This is a genomic window from Kitasatospora sp. NPDC053308 (genome assembly GCF_055585785.1).
The window spans coordinates 344,732-362,283 of the sequence record NZ_JBVJJY010000001.1; the positions used below are offsets into that span (position 1 = coordinate 344,732).

General features: G+C 74.1%; 15 protein-coding genes and 2 pseudogenes. 14 read left to right on the forward strand and 3 right to left on the reverse strand.

What is annotated here, in order from left to right; translation table 11 throughout:
• Positions 1-228: 228 nt before the first annotated feature.
• The gene (locus ACZ6Y7_RS01585) at positions 229-993 is read left to right on the forward strand and encodes a polyprenol monophosphomannose synthase (protein ID WP_465755855.1); all 765 of its coding nucleotides are present in this window, start codon (positions 229-231) and stop codon (positions 991-993) included.
• A 98-nt stretch (positions 994-1,091) separates the two neighbouring features.
• Here ACZ6Y7_RS01585 and ACZ6Y7_RS01590 read toward each other — a convergent pair whose 3' ends face one another.
• Positions 1,092-1,499 carry a winged helix-turn-helix transcriptional regulator gene (locus ACZ6Y7_RS01590; protein WP_465755856.1) on the reverse strand — a complete coding sequence of 136 codons (408 nt, stop codon included), beginning with the start codon at positions 1,497-1,499 and terminating at the stop codon, positions 1,092-1,094.
• 106 nt (positions 1,500-1,605) lie between these two features.
• Here ACZ6Y7_RS01590 and ACZ6Y7_RS01595 point away from each other — a divergent pair, with 106 nt between their 5' ends.
• The 11 genes and pseudogenes from ACZ6Y7_RS01595 (at position 1,606) to ACZ6Y7_RS01645 (ending at position 13,157) form a co-directional block, all read left to right on the forward strand.
• The gene (locus tag ACZ6Y7_RS01595; RefSeq protein ID WP_465755857.1) at positions 1,606-2,250 is read left to right on the forward strand and encodes an FMN-dependent NADH-azoreductase; all 645 of its coding nucleotides are present in this window, start codon (positions 1,606-1,608) and stop codon (positions 2,248-2,250) included.
• A 111-nt stretch (positions 2,251-2,361) separates the two neighbouring features.
• Positions 2,362-3,318, forward strand: coding sequence for an MBL fold metallo-hydrolase (locus tag ACZ6Y7_RS01600; protein WP_465755858.1), 957 nt, complete (start codon positions 2,362-2,364; stop codon positions 3,316-3,318).
• A gap of 57 nt (positions 3,319-3,375) precedes the next feature.
• Positions 3,376-3,945, forward strand: a pseudogene (gene mobA / locus ACZ6Y7_RS01605) (molybdenum cofactor guanylyltransferase); the annotation flags it as partial.
• 108 nt (positions 3,946-4,053) lie between these two features.
• Positions 4,054-4,335, forward strand: a pseudogene (locus ACZ6Y7_RS01610) (DUF6457 domain-containing protein); the annotation flags it as partial.
• Entirely contained in the window at positions 4,332-5,540 is a 1,209-nt protein-coding gene (locus tag ACZ6Y7_RS01615) for a molybdopterin molybdotransferase MoeA (RefSeq protein ID WP_465755859.1), read from the forward strand. The pseudogene ACZ6Y7_RS01610 and the gene ACZ6Y7_RS01615, both read left to right, overlap by 4 nt.
• Before the next feature lie 28 nt (positions 5,541-5,568).
• Complete coding sequence (locus ACZ6Y7_RS01620; RefSeq protein WP_465755860.1) at positions 5,569-6,645, forward strand: potassium channel family protein; 1,077 nt, start codon at positions 5,569-5,571, stop codon at positions 6,643-6,645.
• Positions 6,646-6,681: 36 nt separating this feature from the next.
• On the forward strand, positions 6,682-7,659 hold the full coding sequence (locus ACZ6Y7_RS01625) for an NAD(P)H-quinone oxidoreductase (protein ID WP_465755861.1): 978 nt from the start codon (positions 6,682-6,684) through the stop codon (positions 7,657-7,659).
• 153 nt (positions 7,660-7,812) lie between these two features.
• The gene (locus ACZ6Y7_RS01630) at positions 7,813-8,634 is read left to right on the forward strand and encodes a hypothetical protein (RefSeq protein ID WP_465755862.1); all 822 of its coding nucleotides are present in this window, start codon (positions 7,813-7,815) and stop codon (positions 8,632-8,634) included.
• A 305-nt stretch (positions 8,635-8,939) separates the two neighbouring features.
• Positions 8,940-9,554, forward strand: coding sequence for a bacterial proteasome activator family protein (locus ACZ6Y7_RS01635; protein WP_465755863.1), 615 nt, complete (start codon positions 8,940-8,942; stop codon positions 9,552-9,554).
• A 291-nt stretch (positions 9,555-9,845) separates the two neighbouring features.
• Positions 9,846-11,318: a protein kinase domain-containing protein gene (locus ACZ6Y7_RS01640; protein ID WP_465755864.1), complete on the forward strand. Its 1,473-nt coding sequence runs from the start codon at positions 9,846-9,848 to the stop codon at positions 11,316-11,318.
• Positions 11,319-11,429: 111 nt separating this feature from the next.
• A complete protein-coding gene (locus ACZ6Y7_RS01645; protein ID WP_465755865.1) occupies positions 11,430-13,157 on the forward strand; it encodes a protein kinase domain-containing protein in 1,728 nt (575 codons plus the stop codon).
• A 6-nt stretch (positions 13,158-13,163) separates the two neighbouring features.
• On the opposite strand, the gene ACZ6Y7_RS01650 is transcribed toward ACZ6Y7_RS01645, so the two are convergent.
• A complete protein-coding gene (locus ACZ6Y7_RS01650; RefSeq protein WP_465755866.1) occupies positions 13,164-14,264 on the reverse strand; it encodes a phosphotransferase in 1,101 nt (366 codons plus the stop codon).
• Positions 14,265-14,329: 65 nt separating this feature from the next.
• Complete coding sequence (locus ACZ6Y7_RS01655; RefSeq protein ID WP_465755867.1) at positions 14,330-14,989, reverse strand: response regulator; 660 nt, start codon at positions 14,987-14,989, stop codon at positions 14,330-14,332.
• Positions 14,990-15,414: 425 nt separating this feature from the next.
• On the opposite strand from ACZ6Y7_RS01655, the gene pdhA reads away from it, so the two are divergent.
• Together pdhA and ACZ6Y7_RS01665 are read left to right on the forward strand one after the other, a co-directional pair.
• Entirely contained in the window at positions 15,415-16,569 is a 1,155-nt protein-coding gene (pdhA, locus tag ACZ6Y7_RS01660; protein WP_465755868.1) for a pyruvate dehydrogenase (acetyl-transferring) E1 component subunit alpha, read from the forward strand.
• Positions 16,569-17,543, forward strand: a complete 975-nt coding sequence (locus tag ACZ6Y7_RS01665) for an alpha-ketoacid dehydrogenase subunit beta (protein ID WP_465755869.1) — start codon at positions 16,569-16,571, stop codon at positions 17,541-17,543. Before pdhA ends, ACZ6Y7_RS01665 begins: the two co-directional genes overlap by 1 nt.
• Positions 17,544-17,552: the final 9 nt, after the last annotated feature.

The window sequence follows — 17,552 nt, forward strand, 5'->3', positions numbered from 1 at the left end:
TAGCCGAACGGTGTCACCCACGGGGAAACGGTGGGCATCCGGTGGGAGTGCCTCGGTCGGACCGGTGGTTCCCGGGCTCGGTAGTAGGATGCCAGGACGCAGTAGTCTCCGCCCTGCGCGCAGTCCCCCACCGTGGTCACCCCGCCGGAGGGCTGCCGGTGGAGCCGCGTTCCATGGTGCGGGCGACGGTGCTCCGAGATTCCCCGCCTTCGGCCGAGAGGTTTGTACGTGACCGTGAACCAGCAGAGTTTTGCTGATCTCGGCAGGGTCCTGGTGATCATCCCGACCTACAACGAGGCGGAGAACGTCGAGCGGATCGTGGGTCGGGTGCGCGCTTCGGTGCCCGAGGCCCACGTGCTGGTCGCCGACGACAACAGCCCCGACGGCACCGGCGAGCTCGCCGACAAGCTGGCCGTCGAGGACCCGAACGTGCACGTCATGCACCGCAAGGGCAAGGAGGGCCTGGGCGCCGCCTACCTCGCGGGCTTCCGCTGGGGCATCGACAACGGCTACGACGTCCTGGTCGAGATGGACGCCGACGGCTCGCACCAGCCCGAGGAGCTGGACCGGCTGCTGGGCGCCCTGCGCGGCGCCGACCTGGTGCTGGGCTCCCGCTGGGTGCCGGGCGGCCGGGTGGTGAACTGGCCGAAGTCGCGACTGCTGCTCTCGCGCGGCGGCTCGACCTACTCCCGGCTGATGCTGGGCGTGCCGATCAAGGACGTCACCGGCGGCTACCGGGCCTTCCGCAAGGAGACGCTGCTGGGCCTGGGCATGGACGAGGTCGCCTCGGCTGGGTACTGCTTCCAGGTCGACCTGGCCTGGCGCACGGTGAAGGCCGGATTCAAGGTCGCCGAGGTGCCGATCACCTTCGTGGAGCGCGAGCTGGGCGCGTCCAAGATGAGCCGCAACATCGTGGTCGAGGCGCTGTGGCGGGTGACCACCTGGGGTCTGTCCGACCGGCTGGCCCGGCTGCGCGGCGCCGCGAAGCGCTGAGGCGCCGGAGCGCCGAGAAGAGGAGTCCGAGCGAGGGGCCCGTCCGCTGGTGACAGCGGGCGGGCCCCTCGGCATGTCCGGGGGAGGGCCGGCCGGCTTCAGCAGCCGCCCTTGAGGGCGCTCTCCGGCAGGTAGCGGTCGGCCCAGACGGCCAGCTCGTGCAGCGCGGGCTTCAGCGCGATGCCGCCCTCGGTGAGGCGGTAGCTGACCCGCAGCGGCGGGCCGGCGTCGACTTCGCGGACCACCAGCCCGGCCTCGGCCAGTTCGGTGAGCCGGTCGGAGAGCATCCGCTCGCTGATGCCGGGGACGGCGCGGCGCAGCTCGGAGAAGTAGGCCTGGCCGCCGTTGTTCAGCACGCCCAGCAGCATGCCCGTCCAGCGCTTGCCCAGCAGGGTGAAGACCCGGCCGAGGGCCAGGTCGACGTTCTGGCAGGCGCCCTCGGGTACGGCGCCGCAGGGATCGGGGGCGGTCGCTGCTCCGTCGGTCACTACCTGGTCCTGGGCCATGGCTCCAGGGTACTCGACCCGTCACTAGTGACTGCAGAAAAGTAAGCTGCTACCGTACTTTCAGCTGCAGCGAAAAGAGCAGCAACTTATTCTCTGGAGGTCCGCCATGCCCACGCTTCTGCACATCGACTCGTCCGCGGTCGCCGACGGCTCCGTCTCCCGCGAGGTCACCGCCGCCTTCCGGGCCGCCTGGCAGGCCCAGCACCCCGAGGGCACCGTGATCTACCGGGACCTCGCCGCCGCCCCGGTCCCGCACCTGGACGCGCACGGCATCATCGGCGGATTCGCCCCGGCCGGGGCCCGCACCGCCGAGCAGGCCGCCGCCTTCGCGCTGCGTGAGGAGCTGATGGCCGAGCTGGAGAGGGCCGACGCCGTGCTGATCGGCAGCCCGATGTACAACTTCACGATCCCGTCGACCCTCAAGGCCTGGCTGGACCAGGTGATCCTGCTCGGCCGCACCGCCGGCGAGGCACCGTCCGCCAAGGGCACCCCGGTCACCGTGGTCGCCTCCCGCGGCGGCTCGTACGCGCCCGGCGCCCCGCGCGAGCCGTACGAGTTCGTCACCACCTACCTGGGGAAGGTGCTGGGCGAGCTCGGGCTGGAGGTCGACTTCATCGTCCCCGAGTTCACCATGGCGCCGGTCGTTCCGGCGCTTGCCGACTTCATCCCGAACGCCGCCGAGTCCAAGGCCCGCGCCCTGGAGCAGGCGGCCCGCCGGGCCAAGGAGCTCGCCGTCCGGGTCGCGGCGTGACGCGAAGCGGAAGGCGTGCCCCGCCGGGCGCGCCTTCCGCCGAATCGGGCACCGGTACTCCCATGCTGTAGGGCGCAGGAAATCCGACCGCCGAGCAGAGGGAGCAAGCCCGTGACGTCGTCCCCGCCCGAGGACAGCGCCGGCGCGGAGCGTGCGGACGCCTCGCCCGAGCCGTCCGCGGAGACCGAGCGGGCCGCCCGGCCGCTGGAGGTCGCCGTCTTCACCGGCCCCGAGTCGGCCTTCTTCGCCACCTCCACGCTGGTCCTCGGCGAGCGGACCGCGATCCTGGTGGACGCCCAGCTCACCCGCAGCGCCGGACGCGAACTCGCCGAGTGGGTCGCGGGCAAGGGCCGCCGACTGCTCGCCATCGTGGTCACCCACCAGCACCCGGACCACTACTTCGGCGCCGAGGAGGTGCTGAAGCTCTTCCCCGACGCGCAGCTGCTGGCCGCCCCGGCGGTGGTCGAGGGCATCCTGCGCACCGCCGCCGCCAAGGTCGCGCAGTGGAAGCCGGTGTACGGCGACGACATCCCGGACCACCCGCTGGTCCCCGCTCCGCTGCTGCCGCAGCCGCTCATGCTGGACCGGCAGGTGATCCCCGTCCTGCTGCTCGGCCAGGGCGACTGCGGGAACTCCACCGTCGTCCACGTGCCGAGCATCCGGACCGTGATCGCCGGGGACTTCGCCTACAACGGCACCCACGTCTGGACCGCCGACACCACCCCGGCCCAGCGCGTCACCTGGGGGCACAACCTCCGCCGGATCGCCGACCTCGGCGTGGACCGGGTGATCGCCGGGCACCGCGCCCCCGACCAGGGCGACGACGCCGCCCGGGTGCTCGCCTTCACCGCCGAGTACCTGCAGGACTTCGACCGGCTGCTGGCCGTGCACCCGGACGACCCGGAGGCCCTGGTCACCGCGATGAACGAGCGGTACGGGGAGCTGACGCTGCCGGCCATCCTCGACCTCGGCGCGGAGGCCAACACCGCCCGGGCGGCGGCGCAGCAGCCCTCCGAGGACGCGGAGATCGTGGACGCGGAGATCGTCGAGGACGACCCGACCGACTGAGGCCCCGGCTCCGCCGGCCCGCCCCCGGACCACCGCGGCAGGGCCGATACTGGCCGCATGACGCCGTACGACGTGATCGTTCCGGCGGGTGGCGCCGCCCGGCGCCTCGGCGGAGCCGACAAGCCCGGCCTGACCGTGGGCGGGACCACTCTGCTCGACCGGGTGCTCGCCGCCTGCGCGGGCGCCCGCACCACCGTCGTGGTCGGCCCCACCCGGCCCACCGGGCGGCCCGGCGTCCGCTGGACCAGGGAACGGCCTCCCGGTGGCGGCCCGGTCGCCGCCGTCGCCGCCGGACTCGACCTGGTCACCGCGGACACCGTGCTGCTGCTCGCCGCCGACCTGCCGTTCCTGGACCGGCGGACGGTGGAACGGCTGGCCGGCGCGCTGGACCGGGCGGGGGCGGGCGCGGACGCCGCCGTGCTGGTCGACGCGGGCGGGCGCGACCAGCCGCTCGCCGCCGCGTACCGCACCGCCCCGCTGCGCGGTGCGCTGGCCACCCTCGGCGAGCCTGCGGGGCAGCCGCTGCGCCGCCTGGTCGGCGGGCTGGCCCGGCTGCGGGTCGCCGACACCGACGACGTCGCGTACGACTGCGACACCTGGGAGGACCTGGAGCGGGCCCGGGAGCGCGACCGGAGGTGAGACGGCGTCGGAACCGGGTCTCACCGTGCCCGTCGGCGGCCTGTGAGGGAAACGACGCGCCCCGCACACGGCCCGAACACTCCCGGGAAACCGCCGATCAGGCAGCATGGGCGCATGGAGCGCACGCTGGATGACTGGATCGCCGAGGTCAAGGCCGACCTGGGCATCGACCTGGACGTGGACGTCCGAGGTCTGCTCGACCTGGCCCGGGTGGTCGCGCACGGAGTGGCCCGGCCGGCCGCGCCGCTGACCGCCTTCCTGATCGGCTACGCGGCCGCCCAGCAGGGCGGCGGCCCGGAGGCGGTCGCCGCGGCCGCCCGGCGGACCGCGGCCCTCGCCGACGGGTGGGGCACAGCCGACCGGCCGGGCGAGCGGTGAGCACGGTCGGGCAGACCGCCGTGGCCGCCCCGTCGACCCGCCCCGCCGCACTCGGCTGGCCCCGGGCCCGCGAGACCGCGCGCCGGGCCGGGCTGCGCCCGCTGCCCGGCACCGGGCTGCCGCTGGCCGAGGCGCTCGGGCACACCCTCGCCGAGCCGCTGCGCGCGCTGACCGACCTGCCCGCCTTCGACACCTCCGCGATGGACGGGTGGGCGGTCGCCGGGCCGGGCCCGTGGCGGGTGGCGGGCCGTGTGCTGGCCGGTGCGACCGAGCCGGCGCCGCTGGCCGACGGCACCGCGGTGGAGATCGCCACCGGCGCCCGGCTGCCGTCCGGCGCCACCGCCGTCCTGCGCCGCGAGCACGGACTCGCCGACGGCACGCTGCTGCGCGACCGCGAACCGCGCCGGTTGACCACCGGCCAGGACGTCCGGCCGCGCGGCCAGGAGTGCCACCGGGGCGAGGAGTTGCTGCCGGCGGGCACCCCGGTCGGGCCGGCCGTGCTCGGCCTGGCCGCGGCCTGCGGTCACGACCGGCTGGTCGTGCACCGCCGACCCGTGGCGCAACTCCTCGTACTGGGAGACGAGTTGCTCGCCGAGGGGATCCCCGGGCCGGGTCTGGTCCGGGACGCGCTCGGGCCGCTGCTGCCGCCCTGGCTGCGGTCCGCCGGTGCCGAGGTCGCCGAAGTGCGGCACGTGCGGGACGACTTCGGGCTGCTCCGGGACGCCCTGCGGCACTCCACCGCCGACATCGTGGTCACCACCGGCGCGACGGCCGCCGGCCCGGTCGACTTCCTGCATCGGGCGCTCGACGAGGCCGGCGCCCGGCTGCTGGTGGACGGCGTCGCCGTCCGGCCCGGGCACCCCATGCTGCTGGCCGAACTGCCCGGCGGGCGTCACCTGGTCGGCCTGCCGGGCAATCCGCTGGCCGCCGTCGCCGGGATGGTCACCCTGGCCCTGCCGCTGCTGCACGCCCGCAGCGGGCGCACCGGCGGCGCCCCCGTCCTCGCGCCCGCCGCGGCCGCGCTGTCCGGACACCCGGCGGACACCCGGCTGCAGCCCGTCCGGCGCACCGCGCAGGGCGTCGTCCCGCTCGCCTTCGACGGACCGGCCATGCTGCGCGGGCTCGCCCGGGCCGAGGCGCTGGCCGTGGTCCCGCCCGGCGGGGCGGCGGCGGGGGAGACGGTCGAACTGCTGGAGGTCCCGTGAGGACGCGCCGCGGGGCCGGGGCGGCCGGGTGAGCCGGCGGCGGCGCGCTGCGGCACCGGGGACCGAGCCGTGGGCGGACGCCGGGATCGTGCTGCCCGCCCGCCGGGCCGAACCCGCCGTACGGCAGGTCGGCTCGCGGCTGCTGCTGGCGCTCGCCGTCCTGGTCGCCACCACGCTGATCGTCTACGCCGACCGGGACGGGTACAACGACAACGCCGGGGGCGGGGTCGGCTTCCTCGACGCGGCGTACTACGCCACCGTCACGCTCTCCACCACCGGGTACGGCGACATCACGCCGTTCAGTGACACCGCCCGGCTCACCAACATCTTCGTGATCACCCCGCTGCGCGTGCTGTTCCTGATCATCCTGGTCGGCACCACGCTGGAGGTGCTCACCGAACGGACCCGCCAGCAATGGCGGTTGAACCGCTGGAGGTCCACCGTGCGCGAGCACACCGTCGTCATCGGGTACGGGACGAAGGGCCGCAGCGCCGTCGACACCCTGCTCGGCCAAGGGGTGAAGAAGGAGGAGATCGTCGTCGTCGACCCGCAGCGCAAGGTCATCGAGCAGGCCGCGCAGCACGGCCTGGTCGGGGTGGTCGGCGACGCCACCCGCACCGACACGCTGGTGCGGGCCGGCCTCGCCACGGCGACCCGGGTGGTGGTCGCGCCGGAACGGGACGACACAGCCGTACTGGTGACGCTGACGGCGCGGCAGTTGAACAAGGGCGCCACCGTGGTCGCCGCCGTGCGGGAGGACGAGAACGCCCCGTTGCTGCGGCAGAGCGGCGCCGACGTGGTGGTCACCAGCTCCAGCTCGGCCGGACGGCTGCTCGGGCTGTCGATGCTCAGCCCGCACGCCGGCGCGGTGATGGAGGACCTGCTGACGTACGGCAACGGGCTGGACGTGGTGGAGCGGCCGGTCACCCGGGCCGAGGCCGGGCACAGCCCGCGGGCGTGCGAGGACCTGGTGGTCGCGGTGGTCCGCGGTCGACGGGTGCTCAACTACACCGAGCCGGAGGCCGCCGTGCTGCAGCTCACCGACCGGGTGATCGTCATCAGGTCGGCCGACCGGCCCGGTGTCGGCGGGCCGGGCGGGGCCTGATCTCCGAACTGCCGTGACGCGCAGTAGGTTCGGGGCATGCATGCGATGACGATTCCCGTACCCGGCGGCCCCGAGGCACTGGTGTGGGCCGAGGTGCCCGATCCGGTGCCCGGCGAGGGCGAGGTCCTGGTCGAGGTGGCGGCCACCGCCGTCAACCGTGCCGACCTGCTCCAGCGGCAGGGCTTCTACAACCCGCCGCCCGGCGCCTCGCCCTACCCCGGGCTGGAGTGCGCCGGGCGGATCGTCGCGCTCGGGCCGGGGGTGTCCGGCTGGGCGGTCGGCGACGAGGTGTGCGCACTGCTGTCCGGCGGCGGCTACGCGCAGCGGGTCGCGGTGCCCAGCGGGCAGCTGCTGCCGCTGCCCGCTGGGCTGGGCCCGGAGCAGGCCGCGGCGCTGCCGGAGGTCGCCTGCACGGTGTGGTCCAACGTCTTCCTCACCGCGCACCTGCGGCCCGGCGAGACCGTGCTGCTGCACGGCGGTGCCAGCGGCATCGGGACGATGGCGATCCAGCTGGCCAAGGCGGTCGGCGCGCGGGTCGCCGTCACCGCGGGCAGCACCGGGAAGCTGGCGCGGTGCGCCGAGCTGGGCGCGGACATCGTCATCGACTACCGCGAGCAGGACTTCGTCGAGGTGCTCAAGGAGGCCACCGGCGGGGCCGGGGCGGACGTGATCCTGGACATCATGGGCGCCAAGTACCTGCAGCGGAACGTGGACGCACTGGCGGTCAACGGACGGCTGGTGATCATCGGACTGCAGGGCGGGGTGAAGGGCGAGCTCGACCTCAACGCCCTGCTGCGCAAGCGGGCGGCGGTGATCGCCACCAACCTGCGCGGGCGGCCGCTGGCGGAGAAGGCGGCGATCGTGGCGGCGGTGCGCGAGCACGTGTGGCCGCTGGTCGAGTCCGGGGTGGTGAAGCCGGTGGTGGACCGGGTGCTGCCGCTGACCGACGCGGGCGAGGGGCACCGGGTGCTGGAGGCCGGGGAGCAGGTCGGAAAGGTCGTGCTGCGGGCCTGACGGACGGGTCGTCCCGGTGGTGCGGCCGGGGCGGCGGTGGTACGGCGGACGTCCGAAATGCCTGGATCGTCCGATCGTGCGACGCTGGTCCGGAGCTGTCCCGCCGCCGACCCCGCCCCCCGGGCGCGGGCGGCCGTCGGAAGGACTCCGACCGTGGCCGCATCACCGCACGCCTGCCTCGGGCCGCTGCCCGCGGCGCCGCACCACCGTCGTACCCCTCGCCGCCCCCGCCCGGGCCGTGCCCAGCAGCTGTTCGCGGCGGCCGTGCTGGGACTCTCGCTCCCCCTGGCCGCCGCCTCGGTGGCGGTGGCGGTGCCGTCGCCCTCCGCAGGGCTCTCGCCGTCGCCCTCCTCGTCCGCGGCCGCTCCTTCCCAGGCCGCTCCTCCTCCGGGCGCTCCCGCCTCCCCCGCCTCCCCCGCCGCCCCGATGCCCTCGGGGCCGGAGGCGGGGAGTTCCCCGGGCGCGGAGTGGACCGGCCCGGCGAGCCCGGACGCACCCACCCCGGCGCCCGCGCCGCCGCAGCGCGCGCTGTCCCGGGCGCATCCCGACGGCACCTTCCCCCGGGGCCACCGGCACCGCCCGGCCTCGCTGCCGGAGCACCCCGCGGCCGCCGTGGAGCAGGCGCCGGACCAGGCACCGGACCAGGCCGTCGATCAAGCACCGGACCAGGCCGTCGATCAAGCACCGGACCAGGTCGTCGGCCAGGCGCCCGAGCAGGCCCAGGACCAGGCCGTCGAGGGCGCCGCCCGGCCGGAGGCCGAGCCGGACACCCCGGACCCGGACGCCCCCGGGGACGCCGTCGCACCGGACACCGTCACCACCGCCTCCGGCCTGCCCGTCGCGGCCGCCGCCGGCCCGATCGTCCTGCCCGCCCGCTGGCGGGACGCCTCCACGACCCAGCTCCCGCTGGGCGTCGGCCTGGGCCTGATCGGTTGCGGGCTCGGGCTGGTCGGCCTTCGGCTGCGCAAGGGCTGAGGCTGCGCAAGGGGTGAGAACGGGGCCGGGCCGCGGGTGCGGTCGCCGCTGCGCGCCGCGCACCCGCCGCGCACCCGCCGCGCGCCCGCTGCCGGAAGGGCCGCTGCCGCCGTGGCCGGAGCACGGGCGGGTGGAGGTTCGGTGCGGGTTCGGGCGGGGTGGTCGGTGGGCCGGGCGCGGGATCTGAGGAGCCGTACGGATTCCCGCGCGGCGCGCGGCGGCGTACCGTCGTGACGGGTGGCGCAGGCCGGCGGGACACACGGGGGCTTCCGCCCGACCAACCCCAGTGAGAGAGAATGTTGTTCATGACGAATCCGATGAACGAGCGCTCGTCGCAGGAGCCCTACCAGGCGGCCGGCGGGCAGCCGCAGGACAGCCAGAAGGTGCTGATCGTCGGACCGGACGGGATGCCCGTGGGCCAGGGGTTCGGCGGCCACGCCGGGGAGGGCGAGGACGACGGCGACGTGCCGCGTGAGCTCCCGGTGACCGAGATGGTCGAGCAGCCCGCCAAGGTCATGCGCATCGGCAGCATGATCAAGCAGTTGCTGGAGGAGGTCCGGGCGGCGCCCCTCGACGAGGCGAGCCGGGCCCGGCTGAAGGACATCCACGCGAGTTCGATCAAGGAGCTCGAACTCGGCCTGGCCCCGGAGCTGGTCGCCGAGCTGGAGCGGCTGTCCCTGCCGTTCACCGAGGACTCCATCCCGACCGAGGCCGAGCTGCGGATCGCCCAGGCCCAGCTGGTCGGCTGGCTGGAGGGCCTGTTCCACGGCATCCAGACCGCGCTGTTCGCCCAGCAGATGGCGGCGCGGGCCCAGCTGGAGCAGATGCGGCGGGCCCTGCCGCCCGGTCTGCACGGCGGTGAGCAGGACGAGGACGAGCCGGGCCAGGGCCGCGGCATCCGCTCCGGCCCGTACCTGTAGCCGCACCCGCGTCCGGTACCCGCCGGTAGCTCCGGCGGGCCGCCGGACCGGACGTACCACGACCATCCGCCCCGGGCCGTCGTCGCCGGGATCCGGCGCCGACGGCCCGGACCGAGGAACGGCCCTGGGCCGATCACCGTCGGCGCGAGCCGATACCCTGACCCCTGTCGCAGGCCGGTCGAGCCGCCGCGGCAGGGGTTCGCCGGGCCGGTGGGCCGGGTCACCACGCACGGACGAAGACCGAACGTCAGGTTGCGGCAGCACGGCCGCGCCGAGGGGGAGCAGAGGACCATGAGCGAGCACGGCAACGCGGCGGTCGAGGGCTTCTCCCTGGGCAACGGCCGTTATGTGCTGCAGCGGCTGCTGGGCGAGGGCGGCATGGCGTCCGTGCACCTCGCCTACGACAGCGTGCTGGACCGGCAGGTCGCGCTGAAGAGCATGCACAGCGAGCTGGGCCGGGACGACTCGTTCAAGGAGCGGTTCCGCCGTGAGGCCCAGGCGGTGGCCCGGCTGGAGCACCCGAACATCGTCACGGTGTACGACAGCGGCGAGGACATCGCCCCGGACGGCTCCAGCACGCCGTACATCGTCATGCAGCTGATCGACGGCAAGGGCCTGCGCGAGGCGATCAACGAGGCGATCGCCCAGTACGGCGCGATGCCGACCGAGGACGCCCTGAAGGTCACCATCGGCGTGCTGAACGCGCTGGAGGCCTCGCACGACATGGGCCTGGTGCACCGCGACATCAAGCCCGGCAACGTCATGTTCGACCGCAAGGGCAACGTCAAGGTCATGGACTTCGGCATCGCCCGGGCGCTCGAATCCGGCGTCACGTCGATGACGCAGACCGGCATGGTGGTCGGCACCCCGCAGTACCTCTCGCCCGAGCAGGCGCTCGGCAAGCCGGTGGACGCCCGCTCCGACCTGTACTCGGTCGGCGTGATGCTCTTCGAGATGCTCACCGGCCAGCTGGTCTTCGACGGCGACTCGGCGTTCTCGATCGCCTACAAGCACGTCCAGGAGGAGCCGCCGGCGCCCTCCACCCTCAACCGCTCGGTCACCCCCGAGGTGGACGCGTTCGTCGCCCAGGCGCTGCGCAAGGACCCGGCGCACCGGTTCCAGAGCGCGGCCGCGATGCGGGACGAGGCGGAGCGGCTGATCGAGGCCGCGAAGGGCGGCGGCAACGGGCACAAGCTGCAGGCCAGCACCCCGCTGGTGATCAACGAGGGTCCGCGCTCGGTGCACGCCGCCCCGCAGACCCCGCAGGCCCCGCAGACCCCGCACCCGCAGTTCCTCCAGCAGGGGCAGCCGCAGTACCGGACGCCGCCGCCGGCCTACCAGACGCCCGGTCCGCAGGCCCCGCACACCCCGCACCCGCAGTTCCTCCAGCAGGGGCAGCCGCAGTACCAGACGCCGCCGCCGGCCTACCAGACCCCCGCTCCGCAGGCCCCGCACACCCCGCACCCGCAGTTCCTCCGGCCAGGGGGGCCGCAGCAGGCGCACACCCCGCCGCCGCGGCCGATGCCGCAGCCCATGCCGCCGTACCAGCAGCCGAAGCCCTCCGGGGGCGGCTGCTCGACGGCCGTGGTCGTGATCGGGATCATCGTCGGCGTGCTCGTGCTGGCCGGCATCATCATCGCGATCGTGATCAACAACGCCGACAAGAAGACGAACGGCAAGTACAGCCACGGCGCGGGCCCGGCGAACGTGCTGGTGGTCGACGCCCCGGCCGGCCTCCCGGCCGACCGGAATGGCCTGCTCTGACGGCTTCCGGCCGGTTCGGGCGTGTCACGGTGCGGCCCGGAAGCGGTAGCGTTCGGGGATACGTAAGCGACAGGGCACCGCGATCCGAGCGAACGCCCGGGGCGAGGAGCGATGGCACAGACGCATCAGCCGGACGACGACGCCGGTGCCCGAGCGGCCGGCCGGACCGGCGGGACGCCGAGGATCCCCGAGCCCGGCAGCGAGGCCGCGACCTCGGCGCTGCCGCCCGTCATCGGCGCCGGCGGCCCGCACACCCCCGGCCGCGGCACCGCCGCGCCGCTGGGCACCGTCGGTGAGGGCCGCTACCGGCTGACCCACCGGCTGGGCCGCGGTGGCATGGCCGAGGTGTTCGCCGCCGAGGACGTGCGGCTGGGCCGCACCGTCGCCGTCAAGCTGCTGCGCGGCGAGCTGGCCCAGGACGACGTCGCCCGGCTGCGGTTCACCCGCGAGGCGCACGCCGTCGCGGCGCTCAACCACCACTCGATCGTCTCGGTCTACGACACCGGCGAGGAGTACGTCGGGGACGAGTCCACGCCGTACATCGTGATGGAGCTGGTCGAGGGCCGGACTGTCCGGGAGCTGCTGGCGGACGAGGACGCGCCGCCGGTCGACCAGGCGCTGATCATCATCGCCGGAGTGCTGGAGGCGCTCGCCTACAGCCACCGGAACGGCATCGTCCACCGCGACATCAAGCCCGCCAACGTGATCATCACCAACAGCGGCGCGGTCAAGGTGATGGACTTCGGCATCGCCCGGGCGCTCACCGGCGGGGCCACCACGATGACCCAGACCGGCATGGTCATGGGCACCCCGCAGTACCTCTCGCCCGAGCAGGCGCTCGGCAAGCCGGTCGACCACCGCTCCGACCTGTACGCGGCCGGCTGCATGCTGTACGAACTGCTCACGCTGCGCCCGCCGTTCACCGGCGACACCCCGCTCTCGGTGGTCTACCAGCACGTCCAGGACCCGCCGGTGCCGCCCTCGCAGGCCAACAGCCGGGTACCGGTCGGCCTCGACCCGCTGGTGCTGCGCTCGCTCGCCAAGAACCCGGACGACCGCTTCCAGGACGCCGACGAGTTCCGCGCCCACCTGCAGCACGCGCTGCGCGAGATGCACGGCGCGGCCGGGGCGGGCTGGGTCGGCGCGGCCGGCGCCGCGGGCGACACCGGTGCGACCCAGGTGATCCGGCCGGACCAGACCGCGGCCACCGCGGCCTTCGGGGTGGTCCGCCCCGGCGACCAGACCTCCGCGCTGCCCTACCAGGGCGACCAGCAGACCCCCTTCACCCCCTATTCGGGCGGCGGCGGGGCGTACGGCGGTGGCGGCGACGACGACGGGCACGGTCGGCGGCGCGGGCCGTGGGCCTGGGTGGCCGGCGCGATCGCCGTGCTGGTCGCGGCCGGGGCCGGGATCGCGATCGCCCTCAGCGGCGGGGGCGACGACGGCGGCACCAAGGACCACAACCTGCCCTCGACGCCCCCGCCGGCGGTCAGCACGACCGAGCCGGCCACGCAGTCCCAGAGCGGTCTGCCGAGCCCGCCGGCCTCGGTCCCCGGCAGCAGGAAGCCGCAGCAGCCGACCGACAACGGCAACAACGGCGGGAACACCTCGGGGAACAACGGCACCAACGTGTCGCCGTCGCCGAGCGCGGGCAAGCACACCCAGGCCCCGACGCCGACGGCGACCGCCACCCACACGGCGACGGGGACGGCGACGAGCACGCCGACCGGCGGGTCGACCGGCGGCTCGACGCCGACCGCGGGCGGCGGGGGCGGGACGCCCACCAACCCGGTGCCGCCGAGCTCGAAGCCGTCGGCGTCGCAGCCTGCGGGGAACTGACCCGGGTCAGTTGGCGAAGGCGTCCAGGACCTGCTCGTACTCCTGGCACCACCACGCCAGTTGGCCCGCCGAGGCGGGGTACAGCGGGTCGGCCCGGTGGTCGCCCCGCTGGTAGCGCCACTGCAGCATCCAGAAGTCGTTCAGCCGCTCCCACCAGACCCGGTGGGCGGCGGCGGCCAGGTGCTCGGCGGTGGCGGCCCCGGAGGCCCGGTAGGCCTGGGAGTACCGGCGGACCCGGACCAGGTCGAGGACGCCGGACGTCCGGTCGTTGAAGAGCAGCGTGGCGGCCCGGACGGCCTCCTCGGCGCGCGGCTGCGGGCCGAGCTTGTCCCAGTCCAGGACGGCCGCCACCCGGTCGCCCGCCGGGCCGTCGCCGTACAGCAGGTTGAGGCCGTGGAAGTCGCCGTGGGTCCAGCCGGTGGGCGGGGCGGCCTGCGGGGCGGGGCGGCGGTGGGCGTGTTCGGCGAGCAGTTCCAGCCGTTCCGTGAGGCGTTGCTCGACCAGCGCGTCCAGGTCCCCGTACGGGCGGTGCTCCCGGGCGCTGCGCCGCAGGTCGCGGGCGAGCGCCGCGCTGTCGGCGGGGTCGGCGCTGTGGTAGCCGGCGGGCTGGTCGAAGGGGGCGCAGACGTCGTCGAGCGCGCCGTGCAGGCGGCCGAGCAGCGCGCCGAGCCCGTCGCACTGCGGCAGGTCGAGCTCCGTACCGTGCCGGTGTCGGCCATCGGTCCACGGGAAGAGGGCGAACAGCCGGCCGCCCGCCCCGGCCACCGTGCCGGAGCGTTCGGCGCAGGCCAGCGGGGGTGCGACGGGCAGTCCGAGGGTGTGCAGCGCGGCCATCGCGCGGTGGTGGGCGAGGATCTTCGGGCGGCTGGCGGTGGCGGTGTCGACGTAGCACTTCAGGAAGTACCGACCGGCCTCGGTGGTGACCCGGTACCCCCGGTTCAGCAGGCCCTCGGCGACCGGTTCGGCGGTCAGCAGCCGCCCCACCGGGTAACGGGCCAGGACCTCGGCGAGCGCGGTGTGCGGGACGGGTGGGCTGAGTGTCCCCATCGGCGGAGCGGAGAGGTCGGGGCGGGCCGGGGCGCAGGCGAGGGTCTGGCTGAAAGTCACAGCCAGAGGTTAGGGCCCCCTGGCGGGGGCCCTTGACAAGTCGTCAGATGTGTGCAGTCGGCTGGTCAGTACTGGTGGTCGGCCTGGTGCCGCGCCACGAAGGCGGCCGCCTGGGTGCGTCGCTCCATGCCCATCTTGGCGAGCAGACTGGAGACGTAGTTCTTCACCGTCTTCTCGGCCAGGTGCAACTCGTTGCCGATCTGACGATTCGTCATCCCCTCGCCGATCAGATCGAGGATCCGCCGCTCCTGCTTGGTGAGTTGGGCCAGTCGCTCGTCCTCCTTCTCGCCGCCGTCGCGCAGCCGGGCGAGCACCCGGCTGGTGGCGACCGGGTCGAGCAGCGAGCGGCCGGCCGCGACGTCCCGGACGGCGGTGATCAGGTCGGTGCCGCGGATCGCCTTCAGGACGTAGCCGGAGGCGCCCGCCATGATCGAGTCGAACAGCGCCTCGTCGTCCGAGAACGAGGTCAGCATCAGGCACTTGAGCCCCGGCAGCCGGGACCGGATCTCGCGGCAGACCTCGACCCCGTTCCCGTCCGGCAGCCGGACGTCGAGCACGGCGACGTCGGGGTGGACCGCGGGGATCCGGGTGAGCGCCTCGGCGGCAGTGCCGGCCTCGCCGACCACCTCGATGTCGTCCTCGACCGAGAGCAGATCGTGCACGCCCCGCCGGACGACCTCGTGATCGTCGAGCAGGAATACCCTGATTTGTCCGTTATCAGTCACGACCAAAGCCTCCCATATCACCGTAGGAAAGACCTATCGCCCGCCCAGTCGTCACGGCGTGATCCGGCCAGAGCCATCCAAAACCGATATCGAGAACCCCCTTACGCACAGGCGTCCGCCCGGATAACGTGCGCTGGTGTCCTGAAGGCGCTCGAATTGAGAGCTGCGTCACGCCGTCCGTCACCCCCACCCTTCCGACGGCGGTCCGAGCGCGGCACCCTCGGGGTTGTAGGCCCTGAACAAGTAGGACGTCCTAGCGCAAGCGCGCCAAGGGCGGACGCTGGGTAACGTTCTCGTGAGGGTGCCGTCGGAACAGGATCACCACCTGCCCCGCAGTAGGTGCGCACACCCACGCGCGCCCCGCGAGGCGGTGACCGGACCGGTCACCGGCGACCCCGGGCGGCCGGACAGACCGAGGAGTGAACGTGACCGTCAAAAGCACGGCGAGGGCCCGCAAGAAGGCGGCCCCCGCTGTCCCTGACACCCTCCGCGCCACGGGTAAGGACGCCCAGCCGGAGCTCGTCCAGCTGCTCACCCCGGAAGGCGAGCGGGTCGAGCACCCGGACTACCCCCTCACCACCACTCCGGAGGAGCTGCGCTCCCTCTACCGGGACCTGGTGCTGGTGCGCCGGTTCGACGGCGAGGCCACCGCGCTGCAGCGCCAGGGCGAGCTGGGCCTGTGGGCCTCGCTGCTGGGCCAGGAGGCCGCCCAGGTCGGCTCCGGCCGCGCCATGCGCACCGGCGACTACGCCTTCCCCACCTACCGCGAGCACGGCGTGGCCTGGTGCCGCGACGTCGACCCGCTGAACCTGCTCGGCATGTTCCGCGGCGTGAACCACGGCGGCTGGGACCCGAACGAGAAGAACTTCCACCTGTACACCATCGTGATCGGCGCGCAGACCCTGCACGCCACCGGGTACGCGATGGGCATCACCAAGGACGGCGCCGACGACGCGGTCATCGCGTACTTCGGCGACGGCGCCTCCAGCCAGGGCGACGTCAACGAGGCCTTCACCTTCGCCTCGGTCTACAACGCGCCGGTGGTGTTCTTCTGCCAGAACAACCAGTGGGCGATCTCCGAGCCCACCACCACCCAGACCAAGATCCCGCTGTACCGCCGCGCCTCCGGCTTCGGCTTCCCCGGCGTACGGGTCGACGGCAACGACGTGCTGGCCTGCCTCGCGGTCACCCGCTGGGCGCTCGACCACGCCCGCAGCGGCAACGGCCCGGTGCTGATCGAGGCCTTCACCTACCGGATGGGCGCCCACACCACCTCGGACGACCCCACCCGCTACCGGCACTCCGAGGAGACCGAGGCCTGGAAGGCCAAGGACCCGATCAGCCGGCTCCGCGCCCACCTGGAGAAGGAGGGCCTGGCCGACGAGGAGTTCTTCGCCGCCGTCGACGCCGAGAGCGAGCAGCTGGGGCTGCGGGTGCGCGAGGGCGTGCGCGGCATGCCGGACCCGGACCCGACCCTGATCTTCGACCACGTGTACAGCGAGCCGCACGCGCTGGTCGATGAGGAACGGGCCGAGTACGTCGAGTACGCGGCCTCCTTCGAGGCGGGGGAGAACCTCTGATGGCCGGTCAGCTGAGCATCGCCAAGGCGCTGAACGGGGCGCTGCGCAAGTCGCTGGAGAACGACCCGAAGACCCTCCTCATGGGCGAGGACATCGGCAAGCTCGGTGGTGTCTTCCGGATCACCGACGGCCTGCAGAAGGACTTCGGCGAGGACCGGGTGATCGACTCCCCGCTCGCCGAGTCCGGCATCGTCGGCACCGCGATCGGCCTGGCCCTGCGCGGCTACCGCCCGGTGGTGGAGATCCAGTTCGACGGCTTCGTCTACCCGGCCTTCGACCAGATCGTCTCCCAGCTGGCGAAGATGCACGCCCGCGCGCTCGGGCACGTCAAGATGCCCGTCACGATCCGCATCCCCTACGCGGGTGGCATCGGCGCCGTCGAGCACCACAGCGAGTCGCACGAGGCGTACTTCGCGCACACCGCCGGTCTGCGCGTCGTCACCCCGTCCAGCGCGCACGACGCGCACTGGATGCTGCGGCAGGCGATCGAGTCGGACGACCCGGTCGTCTTCCTGGAGCCCAAGCGGCGCTACTGGGACAAGGGCGAGGTCGGCGACGCCGCCGACCTGGGCCTGCACGAGGCCCGGATCGTCCGGCCCGGCACCGACGCGACGCTGATCGCGTACGGCCCGATGGTCAAGGTCTGCCTGGAGGCCGCCGCGGCCGCCGAGGAGGACGGCCGCCGGCTGGAGGTCGTCGACCTGCGCTCGCTCTCCCCGGTGGACTTCACCACCCTGGAGGAGTCGGTCAAGCGCACCGGCCGGGCCGTCGTGGTGCACGAGGCACCGGTCTTCCTGGGCATGGGCGCCGAGCTGGCCGCCCGGCTCACCGAGAAGTGCTTCTACCACCTGGAGGCACCGGTCCTTCGGGTCGGCGGCTACTACGCGCCGTACCCGCCGTCCCGCGTCGAGGAGGCCTTCCTCCCCGACCTGGACCGCGTGCTCGACGCCGTCGACCGCGCGCTCGCGTACTGATCCCGGGGA